12 protein-coding genes are annotated in these 15695 nt (G+C 33.1%); 10 read left to right on the top strand and 2 right to left on the bottom strand.

Annotated elements, in window-relative coordinates:
• The first annotated feature begins 81 nt into the window (after positions 1-81).
• From G3A46_RS06840 to G3A46_RS06825, 4 genes are all read left to right on the top strand, one after another.
• On the top strand, positions 82-789 hold the full coding sequence (locus G3A46_RS06840) for a DsbA family oxidoreductase (RefSeq protein ID WP_165147965.1): 708 nt from the start codon (positions 82-84) through the stop codon (positions 787-789).
• Positions 790-1190: 401 nt separating this feature from the next.
• Complete coding sequence (locus G3A46_RS06835) at positions 1191-2801, top strand: GMC oxidoreductase (RefSeq protein ID WP_165147962.1); 1611 nt, start codon at positions 1191-1193, stop codon at positions 2799-2801.
• Between the two features lie 254 nt (positions 2802-3055).
• The gene (gene tyrS / locus G3A46_RS06830; protein WP_165147959.1) at positions 3056-4261 is read left to right on the top strand and encodes a tyrosine--tRNA ligase; all 1206 of its coding nucleotides are present in this window, start codon (positions 3056-3058) and stop codon (positions 4259-4261) included.
• A 108-nt stretch (positions 4262-4369) separates the two neighbouring features.
• Positions 4370-4726, top strand: coding sequence for a hypothetical protein (locus G3A46_RS06825; protein WP_165147956.1), 357 nt, complete (start codon positions 4370-4372; stop codon positions 4724-4726).
• Between the two features lie 318 nt (positions 4727-5044).
• Here G3A46_RS06825 and G3A46_RS06820 read toward each other — a convergent pair whose 3' ends face one another.
• Positions 5045-6817 (bottom strand): ABC transporter ATP-binding protein, encoded by a 1773-nt coding sequence (locus G3A46_RS06820; RefSeq protein WP_165147953.1) that lies wholly within the window; start codon positions 6815-6817, stop codon positions 5045-5047.
• A 202-nt stretch (positions 6818-7019) separates the two neighbouring features.
• Between G3A46_RS06820 and G3A46_RS06815 the strand changes: the two genes are divergently transcribed.
• Positions 7020-7892 carry a T9SS type A sorting domain-containing protein gene (locus tag G3A46_RS06815; RefSeq protein ID WP_165147950.1) on the top strand — a complete coding sequence of 291 codons (873 nt, stop codon included), beginning with the start codon at positions 7020-7022 and terminating at the stop codon, positions 7890-7892.
• A gap of 153 nt (positions 7893-8045) precedes the next feature.
• The gene (locus tag G3A46_RS06810; protein WP_165147947.1) at positions 8046-9008 is read left to right on the top strand and encodes a tRNA-dihydrouridine synthase family protein; all 963 of its coding nucleotides are present in this window, start codon (positions 8046-8048) and stop codon (positions 9006-9008) included.
• 37 nt (positions 9009-9045) lie between these two features.
• On the opposite strand, the gene G3A46_RS06805 is transcribed toward G3A46_RS06810, so the two are convergent.
• Positions 9046-9429: an acyl-CoA thioesterase gene (locus tag G3A46_RS06805; protein ID WP_139854731.1), complete on the bottom strand. Its 384-nt coding sequence runs from the start codon at positions 9427-9429 to the stop codon at positions 9046-9048.
• A 199-nt stretch (positions 9430-9628) separates the two neighbouring features.
• On the opposite strand from G3A46_RS06805, the gene G3A46_RS06800 reads away from it, so the two are divergent.
• The 4 genes from G3A46_RS06800 (at position 9629) to G3A46_RS06785 (ending at position 15621) form a co-directional block, all read left to right on the top strand.
• Positions 9629-12451, top strand: coding sequence for a TonB-dependent receptor (locus G3A46_RS06800; RefSeq protein ID WP_165147944.1), 2823 nt, complete (start codon positions 9629-9631; stop codon positions 12449-12451).
• 24 nt (positions 12452-12475) lie between these two features.
• Positions 12476-13480 carry a metallophosphoesterase gene (locus tag G3A46_RS06795; RefSeq protein ID WP_165147941.1) on the top strand — a complete coding sequence of 335 codons (1005 nt, stop codon included), beginning with the start codon at positions 12476-12478 and terminating at the stop codon, positions 13478-13480.
• 1 nt (position 13481) lies between these two features.
• The gene (locus G3A46_RS06790) at positions 13482-14549 is read left to right on the top strand and encodes a phytase (RefSeq protein WP_165147938.1); all 1068 of its coding nucleotides are present in this window, start codon (positions 13482-13484) and stop codon (positions 14547-14549) included.
• 226 nt (positions 14550-14775) lie between these two features.
• Complete coding sequence (locus tag G3A46_RS06785; RefSeq protein WP_165147935.1) at positions 14776-15621, top strand: urea transporter; 846 nt, start codon at positions 14776-14778, stop codon at positions 15619-15621.
• Positions 15622-15695: the final 74 nt, after the last annotated feature.

Here is a 15695-nt window from a genome sequence, read left to right as displayed (position 1 = left end):
GAAAACTTTAGGCTAAGTTATTGCGAAGGAGTAGGAAAGAAATATGTAAATTAAAACCTTAAATAAATAATGGAAAACAAAATGAAAATAGAAATTTGGAGTGATGTAATGTGTCCTTTTTGCTATATCGGGAAGAGAAATTTTGAAACAGCACTCGAACAATTCGAACATAAAAATGAACTTGAGGTAGTTTGGAAAAGTTACCAATTAGACTCTAGAATTCCTGAGGAACCAAAAGACAGCTACCAAGACTATCTTGTTAAAAATAAAGGAATGAGTCAAGAGCAAGTAAAAGGAATGTTAGATAACGTTACCCTTTCCGCTAAACAAGTTGGCTTAGAATACAATTTTGATAAAGCAGTAATGGTGAATTCATTAAACGCTCATAAGTTTATTCAGTTTGCCAAAACCAAAGGTTTAGGAGATCAAGCAGAAGAAAAACTATTTCTTGCATTTTTCACAGAGGGTAAAAATATAGCTGATATTGATACTTTAGTTCAAATAGGAAAGGAATTAGAGCTAGGTGAAGCAGACGTAAAAGCAGCTTTAAACGATGAGAAATATGCTTCTTTATTTAATCAAGATATTCAAGAAGCTAGACAGCTAGGAGTTCAAGGAGTTCCGTTTTTTGTACTTGACAGAAAGTATGGAGTTTCTGGAGCGCAGCCACCTCAGGCATTCTTAGAAAATCTGGAAGTTGCATTTGACGAATGGAGAAAACTTAATCCAGAAACAAAATTAGAAGTTACACAAGGTCAAAGCTGTAGCACAGATGGTACTTGTGAATAGATTGAAGTTTAGTTTTAGAAATTAAGTCTATTTTAAAAATAAAATAGTCTTCTAAATTACTTTATTTTCCATCAATAAAATTATTAAAACCTAACAGGTTTCATTTCTTGACTATTGCAAAACAGTGAAGGTGAAAAATCTGTTAGGTTTTTTTATAGCTAGTAAAGAAGTTGAGTGGTGGATTATGGGACATACCTTTTATTATTCTTCTTAATCATCAAAAACGTTTTCTCCCTCAATTGATAATCTATAATTCCATTCCTCAAGAAATAATTAAGAATATTTTCAGAATTTTCTTATCTGTTAGCTTTTTTATCATTTGTATATTAGTCACATATCAAGAGTTGGAAACCGCTCAGAAAAAATAAAAATAAATAGCACTAGAAATCGGTTGAATTATAATGAAGAGAAGAAATTTTATAAAACTTACCTCAGGATTAAGTATGGGGCTTATGGTTCCTAGTGTTTTAGCAAGTGAATTAATGACAACAAATACAAATGAATATATCGAGAACCTAGTGATTGGTTCAGGATATGGAGGAGCAGTAGCTGCGTTGCGTCTTACCCAAGCAGGGAAAAAGGTGGTGATGTTAGAAATGGGATTAGATTGGGAAAAAGAGGGAGGTAAACACAAGCCTTTTTCAAATTTAATTACCCCCAAAAACAATTCTACTTGGCTTAGAAAATCCACTCAAGCTCCAATGATGAACATTTCTAGATTTAATAAAAAATTTACTGGTGTTCTCGATCGTATGGATTTTGAAAATGTTAAGGTTTATGCTGGTCGAGGAGTAGGAGGAGGCTCATTGGTAAATGGAGGAATGGCTGTACAGCCTAAAAAAGAATATTTTAAAGAAATATTTCCAGATTTAGATGTCGAAGAATTTTGGAATACTTATTTCCCATTAGCACAAAAAGAATTAGATGTAAATCAGATTTCGGATGAATATTACAATGAAACTCCCTATTATAAATTTGCGAGAGTAGGTGAAAGTGAAGCAAGGAAAGCTGGATTTAAGACTATACGAGTTCCTAACGTTTACTCTTTCGATTATATGAAGAAGGAAGAAGCAGGAGAAGTACCAAAGTCTGCACTTGCAAAAGAAGTGATTTACGGAAATAACCATGGGAAACAAAGCCTTGAAAAAACGTATTTAAAGAAAGCACTAAATACTGGATTGCTGAGCATCCATGATCTTCATCAGGTTGATTACTTTCAGCAAACGGAGAAAGGATATGTTGTATATGTAAATGTTCTTAATACCGAAGGCGAAGTAGTTGAAAAGAAAACTATAAACTGTAAAAAACTATTCCTAAACGCAGGAAGTCTTGGCACTACAAAACTATTATTAGCTTCAAAATACAAAGGCAAAATGAACAATTTTGACTCTAGTTTAGGAGAATATTGGGGGAATAATGGAAATGTGATGACTGGAAGAAATATGGTAAATACGCTCTTTAATAGAGTAGAAAATGAGGCTACAGATAGTAATTTCCGACCAGGAACGGGGGTTAAACAATCTACAATTCCAGTTTCGGGTATTGACAATTGGGAAGATGAAAAACATTCATTTTTTGCTGAAATTTCTCCTTTACCAATGGGAATGGAGGTATATACGGCTCTGTATTTAATAATTAACAAAGTGCCAACACCAGGAAGTATTTCATATAATCCAGAGATTAATGATATAATAATTAATTGGGAAAAGAAGAACTATAAGCATACTGTAAAAAACGCCAAGTATTTTATAAAGAAGATGAATAAAGCAAACGGTGGAACTCCTTCTGGGTTGTTATGGAAAGGTGGTTATGGACCAGATATTTGTTATCATCCACTAGGTGGTGCAGTATTAGGTAAAACAACCGATCTATATGGTCGAGTTAAAGGGTATGAAAACTTGTATATAACCGATGGCGCCCTAGTCCCTGCAAGCATTGGAGTAAATCCTTTTCTAACTATTACTGCAGTTGCAGAATACTGTATGGATGAAATAATTAAAAGTGATTACTAATAATGTAAGTAGCACATAATTATTGGTCTAGCTAAATTTATTTGTTCATCATAATATTAAGACTTAATTTTGTAGTCGAAAATGAAAACATTAAATAACATATTACGTCTGCCTTATTTCAGCACTTATTATTACCAAATAATATCTGCTCGGAATGGCTATATATATGTTTCAAATAAAATTTAAGAAGTTAAAAACACTATATTATAATCTAAAGCCCGAGCATTTGCTCGGGCTTTTTTATTTAAGAAAAAATGGAAACTATTGAAAGACTAAAACAAAACGTTGAAATTATTCTTCCAGAAAATGGATTGGAGGAAAAATTGAAACAAGCTGAAAAGGAAAATCGCAAATTAATAATTAAGCTTGGTTTCGACCCCACTGCTCCAGATTTGCATTTGGGACACGCCGTGGTGTTAAAAAAACTAAGAGAATTTCAAGATTTAGGACACCAAATCGTGATTTTGGTAGGAAGTTTTACTGCCCGTATTGGAGATCCAACGGGGAAAAATAAAAGTAGAGTGCCACTGAGCATTGATGAGGTGCAACACAATGCTAAAACTTACCTCAATCAGTTATCCAAAGTTATGGATATTGAAAAAACTAAAATAGTTTTTAATTCAGAGTGGTTAGATAAGCTTGAGTTTACAGAAGTAATACAGATATTATCTAAGGTTACTGTTGCTCAATTAATGCACAGAAACGATTTCAATAAGCGTTTTTCTGAAAATACTCCTATTGCAATGAACGAACTTGTTTACCCAATTCTACAAGGTTTCGATTCTGTGAAAATTAAAGCAGATATCGAAATGGGGGGTACAGACCAGCTTTTTAATTGTACTATGGGAAGGCAATTGCAGGAAACATTCGGTATGAGTCCTCAAACTGTAATGTGTATGCCTTTGTTAAAAGGACTAGACGGAAATGAGAAGATGAGTAAGTCTCTAAATAATATCATTGGGCTCACTGATTCTCCCAACGATATGTTTGGAAAAACTATGTCAATTTCAGACGATTTGATTAATGAGTTTTTAGAATTAGCCACAGACTTTTCTGTAGAAGAGATAGAATTTATTTTGAAAAGCATGGAGGAAGGGGAGAATCCGATGAATATTAAAAAGTTGATTGCCAAAAACATTATAACACAATACCACAATGAAGTTGCAGCAGAAGAGGCAGAAGCTTTTTTTTGTAATCAATTTCAGAATAAAAATTTTCAAGAAAAGGTATTCGAACCTGTTGACTTAAATAAATTTCAAACTGAAAATGGCACGATTAGTTTACTTGGTTTATGTTCTGAGTTAAATAGGGAGTTGAGTAAATCGAATATTAGAAGACTTATTAATAGCGGAGCTGTTCAAATTAATGAACAAAAAATGACTGATCCTTTTATGAGTGTTGACTTAAAAAGTGAAACCAAAATTAAAATGGGAAAGCGAAATTTTTACGAATTGAAATAGAGTGAGTAAGTAGAAGCGAAAAACACAATTATAATTCCAAATCTTAAATTCTAATAAGCTTATCTTTATACAATAAATAATCACAACAATTCATATACATAACTATCAATGGAACAAACCGAATTTTTAGAAAAAAATATATTTACAGATTTCAAAAATATGAATGAAGGAGATGATAAAGAAACTATTCATCGTTTTTCTGAATCAGATTTCGAAGTTATTCTTCAGCGTCTAGAACATTTTGGAATTGGAGTTTATAGCATACATACTTGGCTAAATAACGAAGAATTTGAGAATGTAGCACATGACGATTTTAAAAAGAAAGCTACTGATCCAAAATGGTATAAAAAAGCATTTTTAACTTTTAAATCCCGTCAAGCAGGGCTTACCTATGCCGCAACATATAAAGTTTCCAACAAACTTTTAGCTAAATATACCGAAACTGACGACGAGGAAGTAGAATAAATTAAAAGCTTAAAATAGGAAAGCGAAATTTTTAGGAAGCGAAATAATCTTTATAAAACTCCTAATTTTTATAAAGATTTATTAGCTCAAGAAGAGGTTAGAATGTGGTATAAATAATTTGATAATATAGGGGGAGATTTTTTTTAGGATAATTGAAATTAATTATTATATTTGGCGCTAAGCTTAGGCTTTTATCTCCTCAATTAATTAAACCCCATTGGCAATTTGACTATTTGGGGTTTAATTAGATTATTTCTCTCAGTATATCGCTATAGTTCATGCAATTATCTTCTTGCCGAAACTCTTAAATTAATACTTTTAAATTTTCGCTTGATAGGTATATAATTCATAATATCTACCTTCTTTGGCTATTAATTGTTCGTGAGTACCGCGTTCAACAATATGTCCTGCTTCAATTACCAAAATTTGATCTGCTTTTCTTATCGTACTCAAGCGGTGAGCAATAACAATAGTAGTTCTATCTTTAATTAATTCGGCTAAACTCTTTTGGATTAATGCTTCACTTTGAGTATCTAAACTAGATGTTGCTTCATCCAAAATGATGATTTTTGGATTTGCCAATATAGCTCGAGCAATGGCTAAACGCTGTCTTTGTCCTCCAGAAAGTTTTACACCTCTTTCTCCAATTAAAGTTTCTAAGCCATCTTCAAATCTATCGGTAAATTCATTTACATAGGCTGCTTTTACCGCATTTTGCAATTCAGCTTCTGTTGCGTTGGGTCTTGGGAACATTATATTATCACGAATAGAGCCTTCAAACAAAAATTCATCTTGTAAAACAACACCTAAATACTGACGGTAACTACTTAATTTAACTTGTGATAAATCTTGATTATCGATAGTGACTTTTCCAGATTGTGGCGTTAAGAAAGTAGCTGAAAGCCCTGCTATTGTTGATTTTCCAGAGCCTGAACTTCCCACTAAAGCTGTAACAGAACCTGCTGGTGCTTTAAAATTAATGTTGTGCAATATTTGTTTTCCTTCTTCATATGAAAATGAAACATCGGTAAATTCTATATCACCTTTAAAAGTCTCTAACTGAATGTTTCTTTCAGGATTGTCTTCTTCTGCCATCTTATTCATTAGCTCTTCCGTTCGATCTAACCCGGCTAAAGCTTCGGTTAGCTGACTTCCAATATTGCTCATTTGGATAATTGGCGCAATCATAAACCCAAGAATTAATGTGAAGAATAGGAAATCTCCAGTGGTCATTTCGCCAATCATCATATAATAACCTCCAATTCCCATTATTCCTGTTGTGGCTACTCCAATTAAGAAGGTAGAAGAACTTGTCATAAGGGCAGTGGCTGTTAAACTCTTTTTTACATTCTGATACAGTTTTTCAACGCCTCTTTCAAAAACAATATTCTCTTGTTCCTCTGCATTAAATGCTTTTATAACGCGAACTCCTGCAAGTGTTTCAGTCAATCTACCAGTAACTTCGGCGTTAATTTTGCCTCGTGCTCTAAAAATTGGTCGGATAAATTTAAAGGCTTTTAAAGCAATAAAACCGAATATAGATAAAGGGACAAACACAAATAGTGTCATCCAGGCATTTAATTTTATTAGAATAATCAAGGAGACTATGGCTGTAAACGAACCCCCAACTAACTGTACTAGACCTGTTCCTATGAGGTTTCTTACTCCTTCAACATCGGTCATAATTCTAGATACTAAGGCTCCAGATTTGGTGTTGTCGAAAAAACTAATTGGTAAGGAAAGCACTTTCTTTTGAACTTGCGATCTCAATTCACTAATTAAATATTGGGCTTGAACGCTTAGTATTCTAGTAAGTAAAAACGAGGTTAATGCCTGAACGGTTATTGCGGTAATTACTATGGCAATTAGGGTATAGAGTTGAGATAAATCTTTATTGGGTACAACCTCATCTAGTAACACTTTACTTTGCCAGGGTAAGACTAATCCTGACAAACTTCTTAGAACGATTAAAATTAAACCTATAAAAACTAAGTTTCGTCTTGGCCAAATTATGGTCTTGAATGCTTGCAGCATTGTAACTTTTGGCTGTGATTTTTCATTCTTTTTGGTTGTTTCTTTATAATGCTGCATATTTTTTGATAAATAGTAGAGTAGACAAAAATACTCATTAAAGAAGCGTTAAGGGAATTCACTTCGCTAAAAGAATTTTTTACTTCACTTATCATGTATGTTATAGAAAATTCGGCTTATTCCAAAAACTTGAGCGTGGGGTGTGCAATTAATTTGAAATAAGATTATACTTGCATTTTAAAATCTAACTTATTGAAAATTTATGAAAAAAATTACATTAGTTGCTGCTTTAGTAATGGCAGCAATTTCGGCTCACTCCCAACAAACATCATTTGAAACATCTGAAGGCTATACTCCCGGAGAATTAGTGGACGGAATTAATGGATGGCAAGAAACTTCAGATACCTCAAATTATTTCTTTGTTTCAAGTGAAAATGCTTCTGAAGGTGAAAATTCTTTAAAAATGACTTACGACTCTAATCAGCCTTTAATTTTTGCAGATTGGAATTTCACAGAAGCACTTCCTGTACAAGATGATTTAGAAATTTCTATGGACATATATGCGCCAGGAGGGAATACAACATTTTATTGGAAAATTAAGTCTAATGATGAATATGCTGCCTTTATCATTATTCAAGAAGAATATGTTTTTCCAGCGCAAGTTAATGTGGTTAACCCAGTGCCAATTGCAATGGCTCCAATAAATGTAGGACAGTTTAACGAGATAAAACTGAAATTCAATTACACAAATCAAACAATTACATATTATGCAAATGGAATAGAAATCCATCAAGATACGCTTTGGGGTTCACAGGAAGCAATTGATGAGTATGCTTTAGAAGCTTTCCTATTTGAAGATATGTTTATAGATAATCTTAAAACTAATAATGTATTGAGTACAGGAAAGTTTAAAGAAACTCCATTTACACACTTTATTCAGAGCAATACTTTGAATTTACAAAGTTCGGCTACTATGGAGCAGGTTGAAATCTATAATGCTTTAGGAAGTTTAGTACTAACTGAAAACTTAAACAACAATAAAGAGTCTATAAGCATATCAGCATTAAATTCTGGAATGTACATAGTGCGTTTAAAAATGAATAATCAGTGGCATTCTTTTAAAATCGTGAAATAGATTTAAAATTTACATTGCGATTTAAGCTTCAATTAAAAGCTTTTCAACTAAAAACACGGGTATTCTGCCCGTGTTTTTTATTAGAAAATTTTTGAAAACGGATGGCAAAAACCACACATCAATTGTTATATCTTTACTCCACTAAAAAATAAGATGACATCTACATTACTTTCTTCCCCTTTACAAGGATTTACAAGTTTCAGGTTTCGCAATGCTTTCAATCATTATTTTGGAGGTATTGACACATTTTACGCACCTTATATAAGGTTGAATGGAAAGCTAAAAATCAAACAATCTTATCAAAACGATTTAGAACCTGAAAACAACAAAACTGTAACGGTTATTCCTCAAGTGATGACCAATGATGCAGACGAATTTATTTTTGTTGTGAAGTATGTGCAAAGTTTGGGTTATAAAGAATTGAATTGGAATTTAGGCTGTCCTTATCCTATGGTTACAAAATCTGGAATGGGTTCGGGCTTAATATGTAATCCTTCAAAAATTGATGAAATTTTACACCGAGCACATAATGAAACTGATATTGTAGTTTCAATGAAAATGCGAATGGGATATGAACATGCAGAAGAAATACTTGATGCTTTTCCAATTTTAGATAAATATCCGCTTAAAAATATTGCAATTCACGCTAGAATTGGAAAACAACTTTACAAAGGTCCTGTAGATTTAGATGCTTTTGAAAGATGTTTAACTGGCACTAAGCATAAGTTGTACTACAATGGAGATATTACTAGTGTTGCAGCTTATAAAGCTATTAAAGAACGCTTCCCAACACTTGACCATTTCATGATTGGTCGTGGCTTAATAGCCGATCCTTTTTTACCAAGTATGATTAAAAACAATACTACCGAATATCCCGAAAACAGATGGGCCATTTTTTCTGAGTTTCACGATACAATATATAAGCAGTACGACGAATATTTATCTGGACCAACCCCAATTAAAATGAAAATGTTGGGCTTTTGGGAATACTTTTCACAATCTACTTCCAATCCACAGAAAACGTATAAAGCCATTAAGAAGGCTTCAAACCCTGTAAAATACAGACAAGCAGTCGCTCAAATAATCAATAACGAAATGAAGATTGCAAAAGAGTAAAAGAATTTTGTAACACTCACTCTCTGTGTAGCAATTCTTAAATAACTTTTACTGGTTTTTTGTTCTCATCTATTGCCACGAAGGTAAATTCTCCAGAGACCGCTTTTTCTCTATAATCTGAATACATTTCTTCAACATAAATATCTACTCTAACTTTTAAGCTAGTGTTTCCTACATGGGTAATATATCCAACTAATTCAACAATAGTTCCTGCGGGAATTGCTTTTTTAAAATCTATTTTATCACTGCTTACCGTTACCATCTGTTGTCTGCTAAATCTAGTAGCGGCAATAAATGCAGTTTCATCCATCATTTGCATTGCCGTTCCACCAAAAAGCGTGTCGTAATGATTTGTAGTATTAGGAAATACAGCTTTAAAGATTGTAGTTGTTGAGTTTTTAATTCGTTCAGCTTTATTCATTGGAGTTTTTGTTGAAATAAATCGGTTTTTTTAAAGGCCTAAAGATATAATTGTAAAATGAATACGGTACCCTTTTCTGCTAATTATACAGCTGCTTTCAATAACAAATTATGTTCTTAATATGGAAACAATTGTATAACATAGAGGTAACATTTGATAGGTAGTTTTGGCGGCAATAATAAATAAAACAATAAATCAAATGACCAAAAAAATTACAATTTTATTCTTTTCACTCTTTATTGCATTTAGTGCATTTTCACAAAAAAGCAGTGGAGTTATTTCAGGTAAAATTATTGATAAACAAGGAAATTTATCACTACCAGGAGCTACTGTAACTCTAGATAGTGGACAACGATATACTATTTCAAACCAAATAGGGTATTATGAGTTTTTAAATGTTCCTGAAGGAACTTACCAAGTTACGGTTCAATATTTAGGTTTTTTACCTCATACTTTGGAAGCTAAAGTTGAAATAGGGAAAAACTCAAGGTTAGACTTTATAATGTCTTCCGATTTAGAAAGTTTGGATGAAGTTATAATTACTGGAGAACGACTTAAAGGTCAAGCGAAAGCGTTAAGCCAACAAAAAAATAATCAAAATATTACTAATGTCATATCTTCAGACCAAGTAGGGAGGTTTGCAGATGCAAATGTTGGGGATGCTTTAAAGCGTGTGCCTGGTATCACCGTTCAAAACGATCAAGGGGAAGCAAGAAATTTAATTATTAGAGGATTAGCGCCAGAGTTGAATTCGGTGACATTAAACGGCGATAGAATTCCTTCTGCTGAAGGCGATAATAGAAACGTTCAGATGGATTTAATTCCTTCCGATATGATTTCTACTATTGAAGTAAACAAAACACTTACACCAGATATGGATGCCGATGCTATTGGAGGTTCGGTAAACTTAATTACTCGAGCTTCTCCAAATGGGCAAAGAATTTCAGCAACATTAGCAGGTGGCTATGCTCCAATTCGTGAAAAAGGAAATTACACCGCAGGATTGGTTTATGGGAATCGTTTTTTCGACAATAAATTAGGAGCAGTTTTTAGTGCTTCCTATAATAACAACAATTTCGGTTCTGATAATATTGAAGCTGAATGGAAAGAAGGAGAGAAAGGACAGGTATATATAGGTGAAAAGGATATCCGAAAGTACGATGTGCAACGTGTAAGAAGAAGTTTTGCTTTAGCACTAGATTATAATCTAGATTCAAATAATACCCTTTTTCTTAATTCCATGTACAATTGGAGAGATGATAGAGAAAATAGATATAGAGTTCGTTACAGAAAAATTAAACCTCTATATGACGACCAAGATAATATAACTGGATTTACAGGAGATATTCGAAGAGAGACAAAGGGAGGAATTGATAATAATCGTAATAAAAACACGCGTTTAGAAGATCAACGTGTTCAAAATTATTCGATTGGTGGGCAACACTTAATTAACTCTAAGTTAGATTTAGACTGGCAAGTAAATTATGCGACAGCTAGTGAGGATAGACCTAATGAGCGTTATTTAAGTTTTCAGTCGAAAGGTTTGGACTTAAGTCAAGATTTAAGTGATTTAAACTTTCCGTTAGTAAATGCTTCGGGTGATGGTCTTGATACTTTCAAGATGAATCAATTATCAGAAAATCACAATTTTACTAAAGAAAAAGAAATTGGTGCTAAGGTGAACATTCGTATTCCATTTTCTGTAATTGATGGACAAAAAGGACGTTTAAGAACAGGACTTCGTTTGCGAATCAAAGAGAAGAAAAGAGATAATATTTTTTACGAGTACGAACCAATAACATCTTTCGGCACATTAGCAGATCTTCCACTTAGTTACTACGGAGGTGGTAATTGGGAAGCAGGACCGAACGATTTTCCTGGATTTTTTGTAGATAAATCTTTTCTAGGAAATTTAAATCTAACCAATACTAGTTTATTTGAAGGCGAATTAGATCCTTCAGAATATTTGTCTGAAAACTATAAAGCTAAAGAACGTATTTCAGCAGCTTACTTTCGTTGGGATCAAGATTTATCTGATAAGTTTTCGATTATTACTGGTGTAAGAGTTGAACATACTAATATTGACTATACGGGGAACTATGTTAAGGAAGAAGAGGAGCTGGTAGGACAAATTTCTAATACAAACTCCTACACAGATATCTTGCCAAGTTTAGCTATTAAATATGACATCCAAAATGATTTAATTTTAAGAGCAGCCGTTTCAACAGCATTGGCTCGTCCTAACTACTATTCATTGGCACCTTATGTTAATGTAAATACTGAAGACAATGAAATTTCAGCAGGAAATCCAGAACTAGATGCTACAAATGCTATTAATTTTGATTTAATGGTGGATAAATACTTCAAGTCTGTAGGAATTTTATCTGGAGGGGTATTTTATAAGAATATGAAAAACTTCATTTATACTGCAAGTGATTCACAATACACCCAAGAAAAATTTGCATCAGATTTTCCAAACCAATCAAATCCTATCTCAAATGGTGAAACTTGGGACTTTGTTCAGTCAAGAAATGGTGATAATGTAGATGTATATGGGTTTGAAGTGGCACTTCAAAGACAATTAGATTTCATACCAGTGGACTTCTTTAAATCTTTAGGGGTTTATGTAAACTATACATTTACGAAGTCTAAAACCAAAGGAATTACAAACGAAGATGGTGAAGAAAGAGAAGGAATTGATTTACCTGGTACTGCTCCTCATATGCTTAATGCTTCACTTTCGTGGGATAACGATAAGTTTTCAATTCGCGTTTCGTCAAACTACAGCTCTGATTATATAGATGAATTAGGAGGAAATGAATTTGAAGACAGATACTACGACAAACAGTTTTTCTTAGATGCCAATGCTTCGTACAAAATATCAGAAAACCTACGTGTTTTTGCTGAAGCAAATAACTTAACAAATCAACCACTACGCTATTACCAAGGAGTTTCAGAGCGTACCATGCAAGCGGAATACTACCTTCCTAAATTTAATTTAGGGTTAAAATTCGATTTGTAAAATCATTTTATTATTAAAATTATCATGAAAAAATTACACTTTATTATTTTCTTTCTTTTGCTGCAAACCTTGTTTGGGCAAGAGTCATTTATAGAATCAAAACTAACGGCTGGATATAAAGGCGACTTTATTCCGGAGCTTAAAAATGAAAATGAAAATGAAGATTTAAACTTTTTAGTTCTTGGCGATTTTGGTCGCGTAGGCGAATACTATCAAAAAGAAGTTGCTAAACAATTGGGAAACGCCGCTTTAATGTTAGATTCAGAGTTTATTGTTACGGTTGGAGATAATTTTTATCCAAATGGTGTATCAAGTATTTATGACGAACATTGGCATGCTTCATTTAATAATATTTATACACATCCATCACTTTATATTGATTGGTATGCTGCTTTAGGAAACCACGATCATAGAGGAAATATTGATGCGCAAATTGCGTATTCAGATATAAGCCGTCGTTGGAATATGCCGGCTCCTTATTACAGTAAAACTTTTGAATTAAACGACGGAAAAAAGCTACTTTTAGTGGTTATAGATACGAGCCCGTTTATTCAAAGCTATCAAGGTAAAGACGAGAAATATCCACATCTGGAATCACAAAACGCTGAAAAGCAAAAAAAATGGCTTATTGAAACGTTGAGTACAAAAGATGAAAGCATTGCTTGGAAGGTAGTTGTAGGTCATCATCCGTTGTATAGTGGTGGAAAGCGTAAAGAGGCTAAGGATACTAAAGATTTTGAAAGTCAGTTTGCAGATTTATTCGATACTTTAAAAGTAGATGCTTATATCTGTGGTCATGAGCACGACTTACAAATTATAAAACCAAAGGGTAGGTTTACGACACAGTTTTTGTCTGGTGGAGGAAGTGAAACGCGCCCCGCAGGAAATCGGGAAGGCACTATCTTTTCAAAAGCAGAACCAGGTTTTATGAGCTTTACAGTTAATGGAGATTTTATGGAAATTCAGACCATAAAAGCACATAAAAACAGTGCGGAAATATTACACAAAATGGAATTAAAAAAGAAGTAAGATGATTAAAACAGTCTATAGATGTATACTATTAGGTTTTGGATTTTCCTGTTTAGTTTCTTGTAAGAATACAATAGAATTAAATTCATTAAAACCTATTGTTATAACCGAGCAAACACCAAATGATACGGATGACCCTGCTATTTGGATTCATCCTACAGATCCTAAGCAAAGTATTGTTTTAGGAACCGATAAGGATATGAATGGAGGGTTGTATGCTTATGATTTAAATGGAAAAATCATCAATAAGGTTCTTAATTTAAAACGTCCGAACAACGTTGATATCGCTTATGGTTACAATTGGGGAGGAGAAAAAATTGATATTGCTGTACTTACCGAACGTAAGGCAAATAGTATTCGAGTTTTTCGATTACCTAATCTAACGCCGATTGATGATGGAGGGATTAAAGTTTTTGAAAATGAAAAAGGTAAAGGACACAATGAGCCTATGGGAATTTCACTATACACAAAGACTACCGATTCTACCTCTCAAGTGTATGCCATAGTAGGAAGAAAGTCTGGACCATCAGGGAGTTACCTATGGCAGTACGAACTTTCTACCGATGAAAATAAGGTGGTAAAAGGTATGAAAGTAAGAGAATTTGGAGAATATAGCGGAAGGAAAGAAATTGAAGCTATAGCCGTAGATAATGCATTGGGATTTGTGTATTATTCTGATGAAACCGCGGGAATTCGTAAATATTACGCCGATCCAGAATTAAATGATAATAATCAATTGTCATTTTTTGGTCAAGAAGATGCAAAACGAGATCACGAGGGAATTGCAATTTACACTACCGGAAAAGGAACAGGATATATTTTAGTTTCAGATCAGCAAGCAAACAAGTTTTTAGTATATCCACGTGAAGGTGCTTCATATGATAACCACACTCATAACCTTATTACTTCCGTTTCTGTTTCTACAGATGAATGTGATGGGGCAGAGGCAACTAATGTAAATTTAGGAGAAGACTTTCCTAATGGCATGCTCGTAGCGATGACAAACGGAAAATCTTTTCATTTTTACGATTGGAGACAAATTCAAAATGAAATTGATAATGCGCTATAAGCGTAAATTGTAATACTAAATTTAGTATTTATTTTAAACACTTAGAATGGTTTGGAATGGGGGGATCCAAATTGTTTTAGGTGTTTTTCTTTTTTATATAATGTATTGATATTTATTTTTTTTAAAATTGAGTTCATTAAACTTACATTAGTATTCTTAAAAAAAACAATCAGGATTTTAGTTATAAAGCTATATTCGTCCATAAAAGTAAATACGGCAATTGTAAATGAAGTTTATAGATTCAATTCTACGGGGTATAGGTCAGGTAATATTTCAAAATAATATTTACTCTGGAATCTTATTTATTATTGGAATCTTTTACAATTCCTGGATAATGGGATTAGCCGCCCTTATCGGAACTATTATCAGTACTATTACAGCGCAATCTTTAAAATACTCCGAAGATGATATTAAAAATGGACTTTACGGATTTAATGGAACGCTTACTGGAATTGCAGTACTATGCTTTTTTGAGCTTAATTTAATTACTGCTATTGCACTTGTGTTGGGTTCAGTTTTGTCAACTTTATTTATGAACTTCTTAAAAAAGCACATTCCTCCATTTACATCACCCTTTGTAATTGTAACTTGGTTTCTTATTTATTTTCTGATATTAGTTTTTCAATATCCGTTGATTTCATCTTCTGCAGTAAGTGAAACCACATTTAACTTTGTTACGGCAGTAAGTAATAGTTTTGGGCAAGTGATGTTTCAAGAAAACACAATAACAGGACTGTTTTTTCTACTAGCAATTTTGGTAAACAATAAATTGATGGCTGCTTATGCAGTGTTTGCCGCTGTTTTAGGTTCCTTAACAGCATTGATATTATCAGAACCTGCAACCAGCATTAACGCCGGACTTATGGGATATAACGCCATACTTTGTGCAATTGCGCTTTTTGGTAAAAAATGGAGTGATTTTATTTGGATTTCAATAGCTATTATTCTCTCTTCATTAGTGAATATTGGTTTAGGAGCAACAGGAATAATAACTCTTACCGCACCATTTGTTTTAACTACTTGGGGAATCTTGTTAGTAAAAAGAAGCATAAAAAAATCTCCAAAAACATAATTAATATTACAGACTTAATACAAAATTGTACTTTTGAAGAAGTCTCTTAATATTTAACTTGTGTAGAAAATACT

Origin of the sequence: Aequorivita sp. KMM 9714 (assembly GCF_011065475.1) — a bacterium.
Classification (GTDB): domain Bacteria; phylum Bacteroidota; class Bacteroidia; order Flavobacteriales; family Flavobacteriaceae; genus Aequorivita; species Aequorivita sinensis.
This window is presented reverse-complemented; position numbering and strand designations above follow the sequence as displayed.

Excerpts from the sequence above, each read along its gene's own strand:
- G3A46_RS06785 (WP_165147935.1), top strand. The coding sequence starts at position 14,776 with ATGAAGTTTATAGATTCAATTCTACGGGGTATAGGTCAGGTAATATTT.
- G3A46_RS06840 (WP_165147965.1), top strand. The coding sequence starts at position 82 with ATGAAAATAGAAATTTGGAGTGATGTAATGTGTCCTTTTTGCTATATC.
- G3A46_RS06795 (WP_165147941.1), top strand. The coding sequence starts at position 12,476 with ATGAAAAAATTACACTTTATTATTTTCTTTCTTTTGCTGCAAACCTTG.
- G3A46_RS06820 (WP_165147953.1), bottom strand. The coding sequence starts at position 6,817 with ATGCAGCATTATAAAGAAACAACCAAAAAGAATGAAAAATCACAGCCA.
- G3A46_RS06805 (WP_139854731.1), bottom strand. The coding sequence starts at position 9,429 with ATGAATAAAGCTGAACGAATTAAAAACTCAACAACTACAATCTTTAAA.
- G3A46_RS06815 (WP_165147950.1), top strand. The coding sequence starts at position 7,020 with ATGAAAAAAATTACATTAGTTGCTGCTTTAGTAATGGCAGCAATTTCG.
- G3A46_RS06800 (WP_165147944.1), top strand. The coding sequence starts at position 9,629 with ATGACCAAAAAAATTACAATTTTATTCTTTTCACTCTTTATTGCATTT.
- G3A46_RS06810 (WP_165147947.1), top strand. The coding sequence starts at position 8,046 with ATGACATCTACATTACTTTCTTCCCCTTTACAAGGATTTACAAGTTTC.
- G3A46_RS06835 (WP_165147962.1), top strand. The coding sequence starts at position 1,191 with ATGAAGAGAAGAAATTTTATAAAACTTACCTCAGGATTAAGTATGGGG.
- G3A46_RS06790 (WP_165147938.1), top strand. The coding sequence starts at position 13,482 with ATGATTAAAACAGTCTATAGATGTATACTATTAGGTTTTGGATTTTCC.
- G3A46_RS06825 (WP_165147956.1), top strand. The coding sequence starts at position 4,370 with ATGGAACAAACCGAATTTTTAGAAAAAAATATATTTACAGATTTCAAA.
- tyrS (WP_165147959.1), top strand. The coding sequence starts at position 3,056 with ATGGAAACTATTGAAAGACTAAAACAAAACGTTGAAATTATTCTTCCA.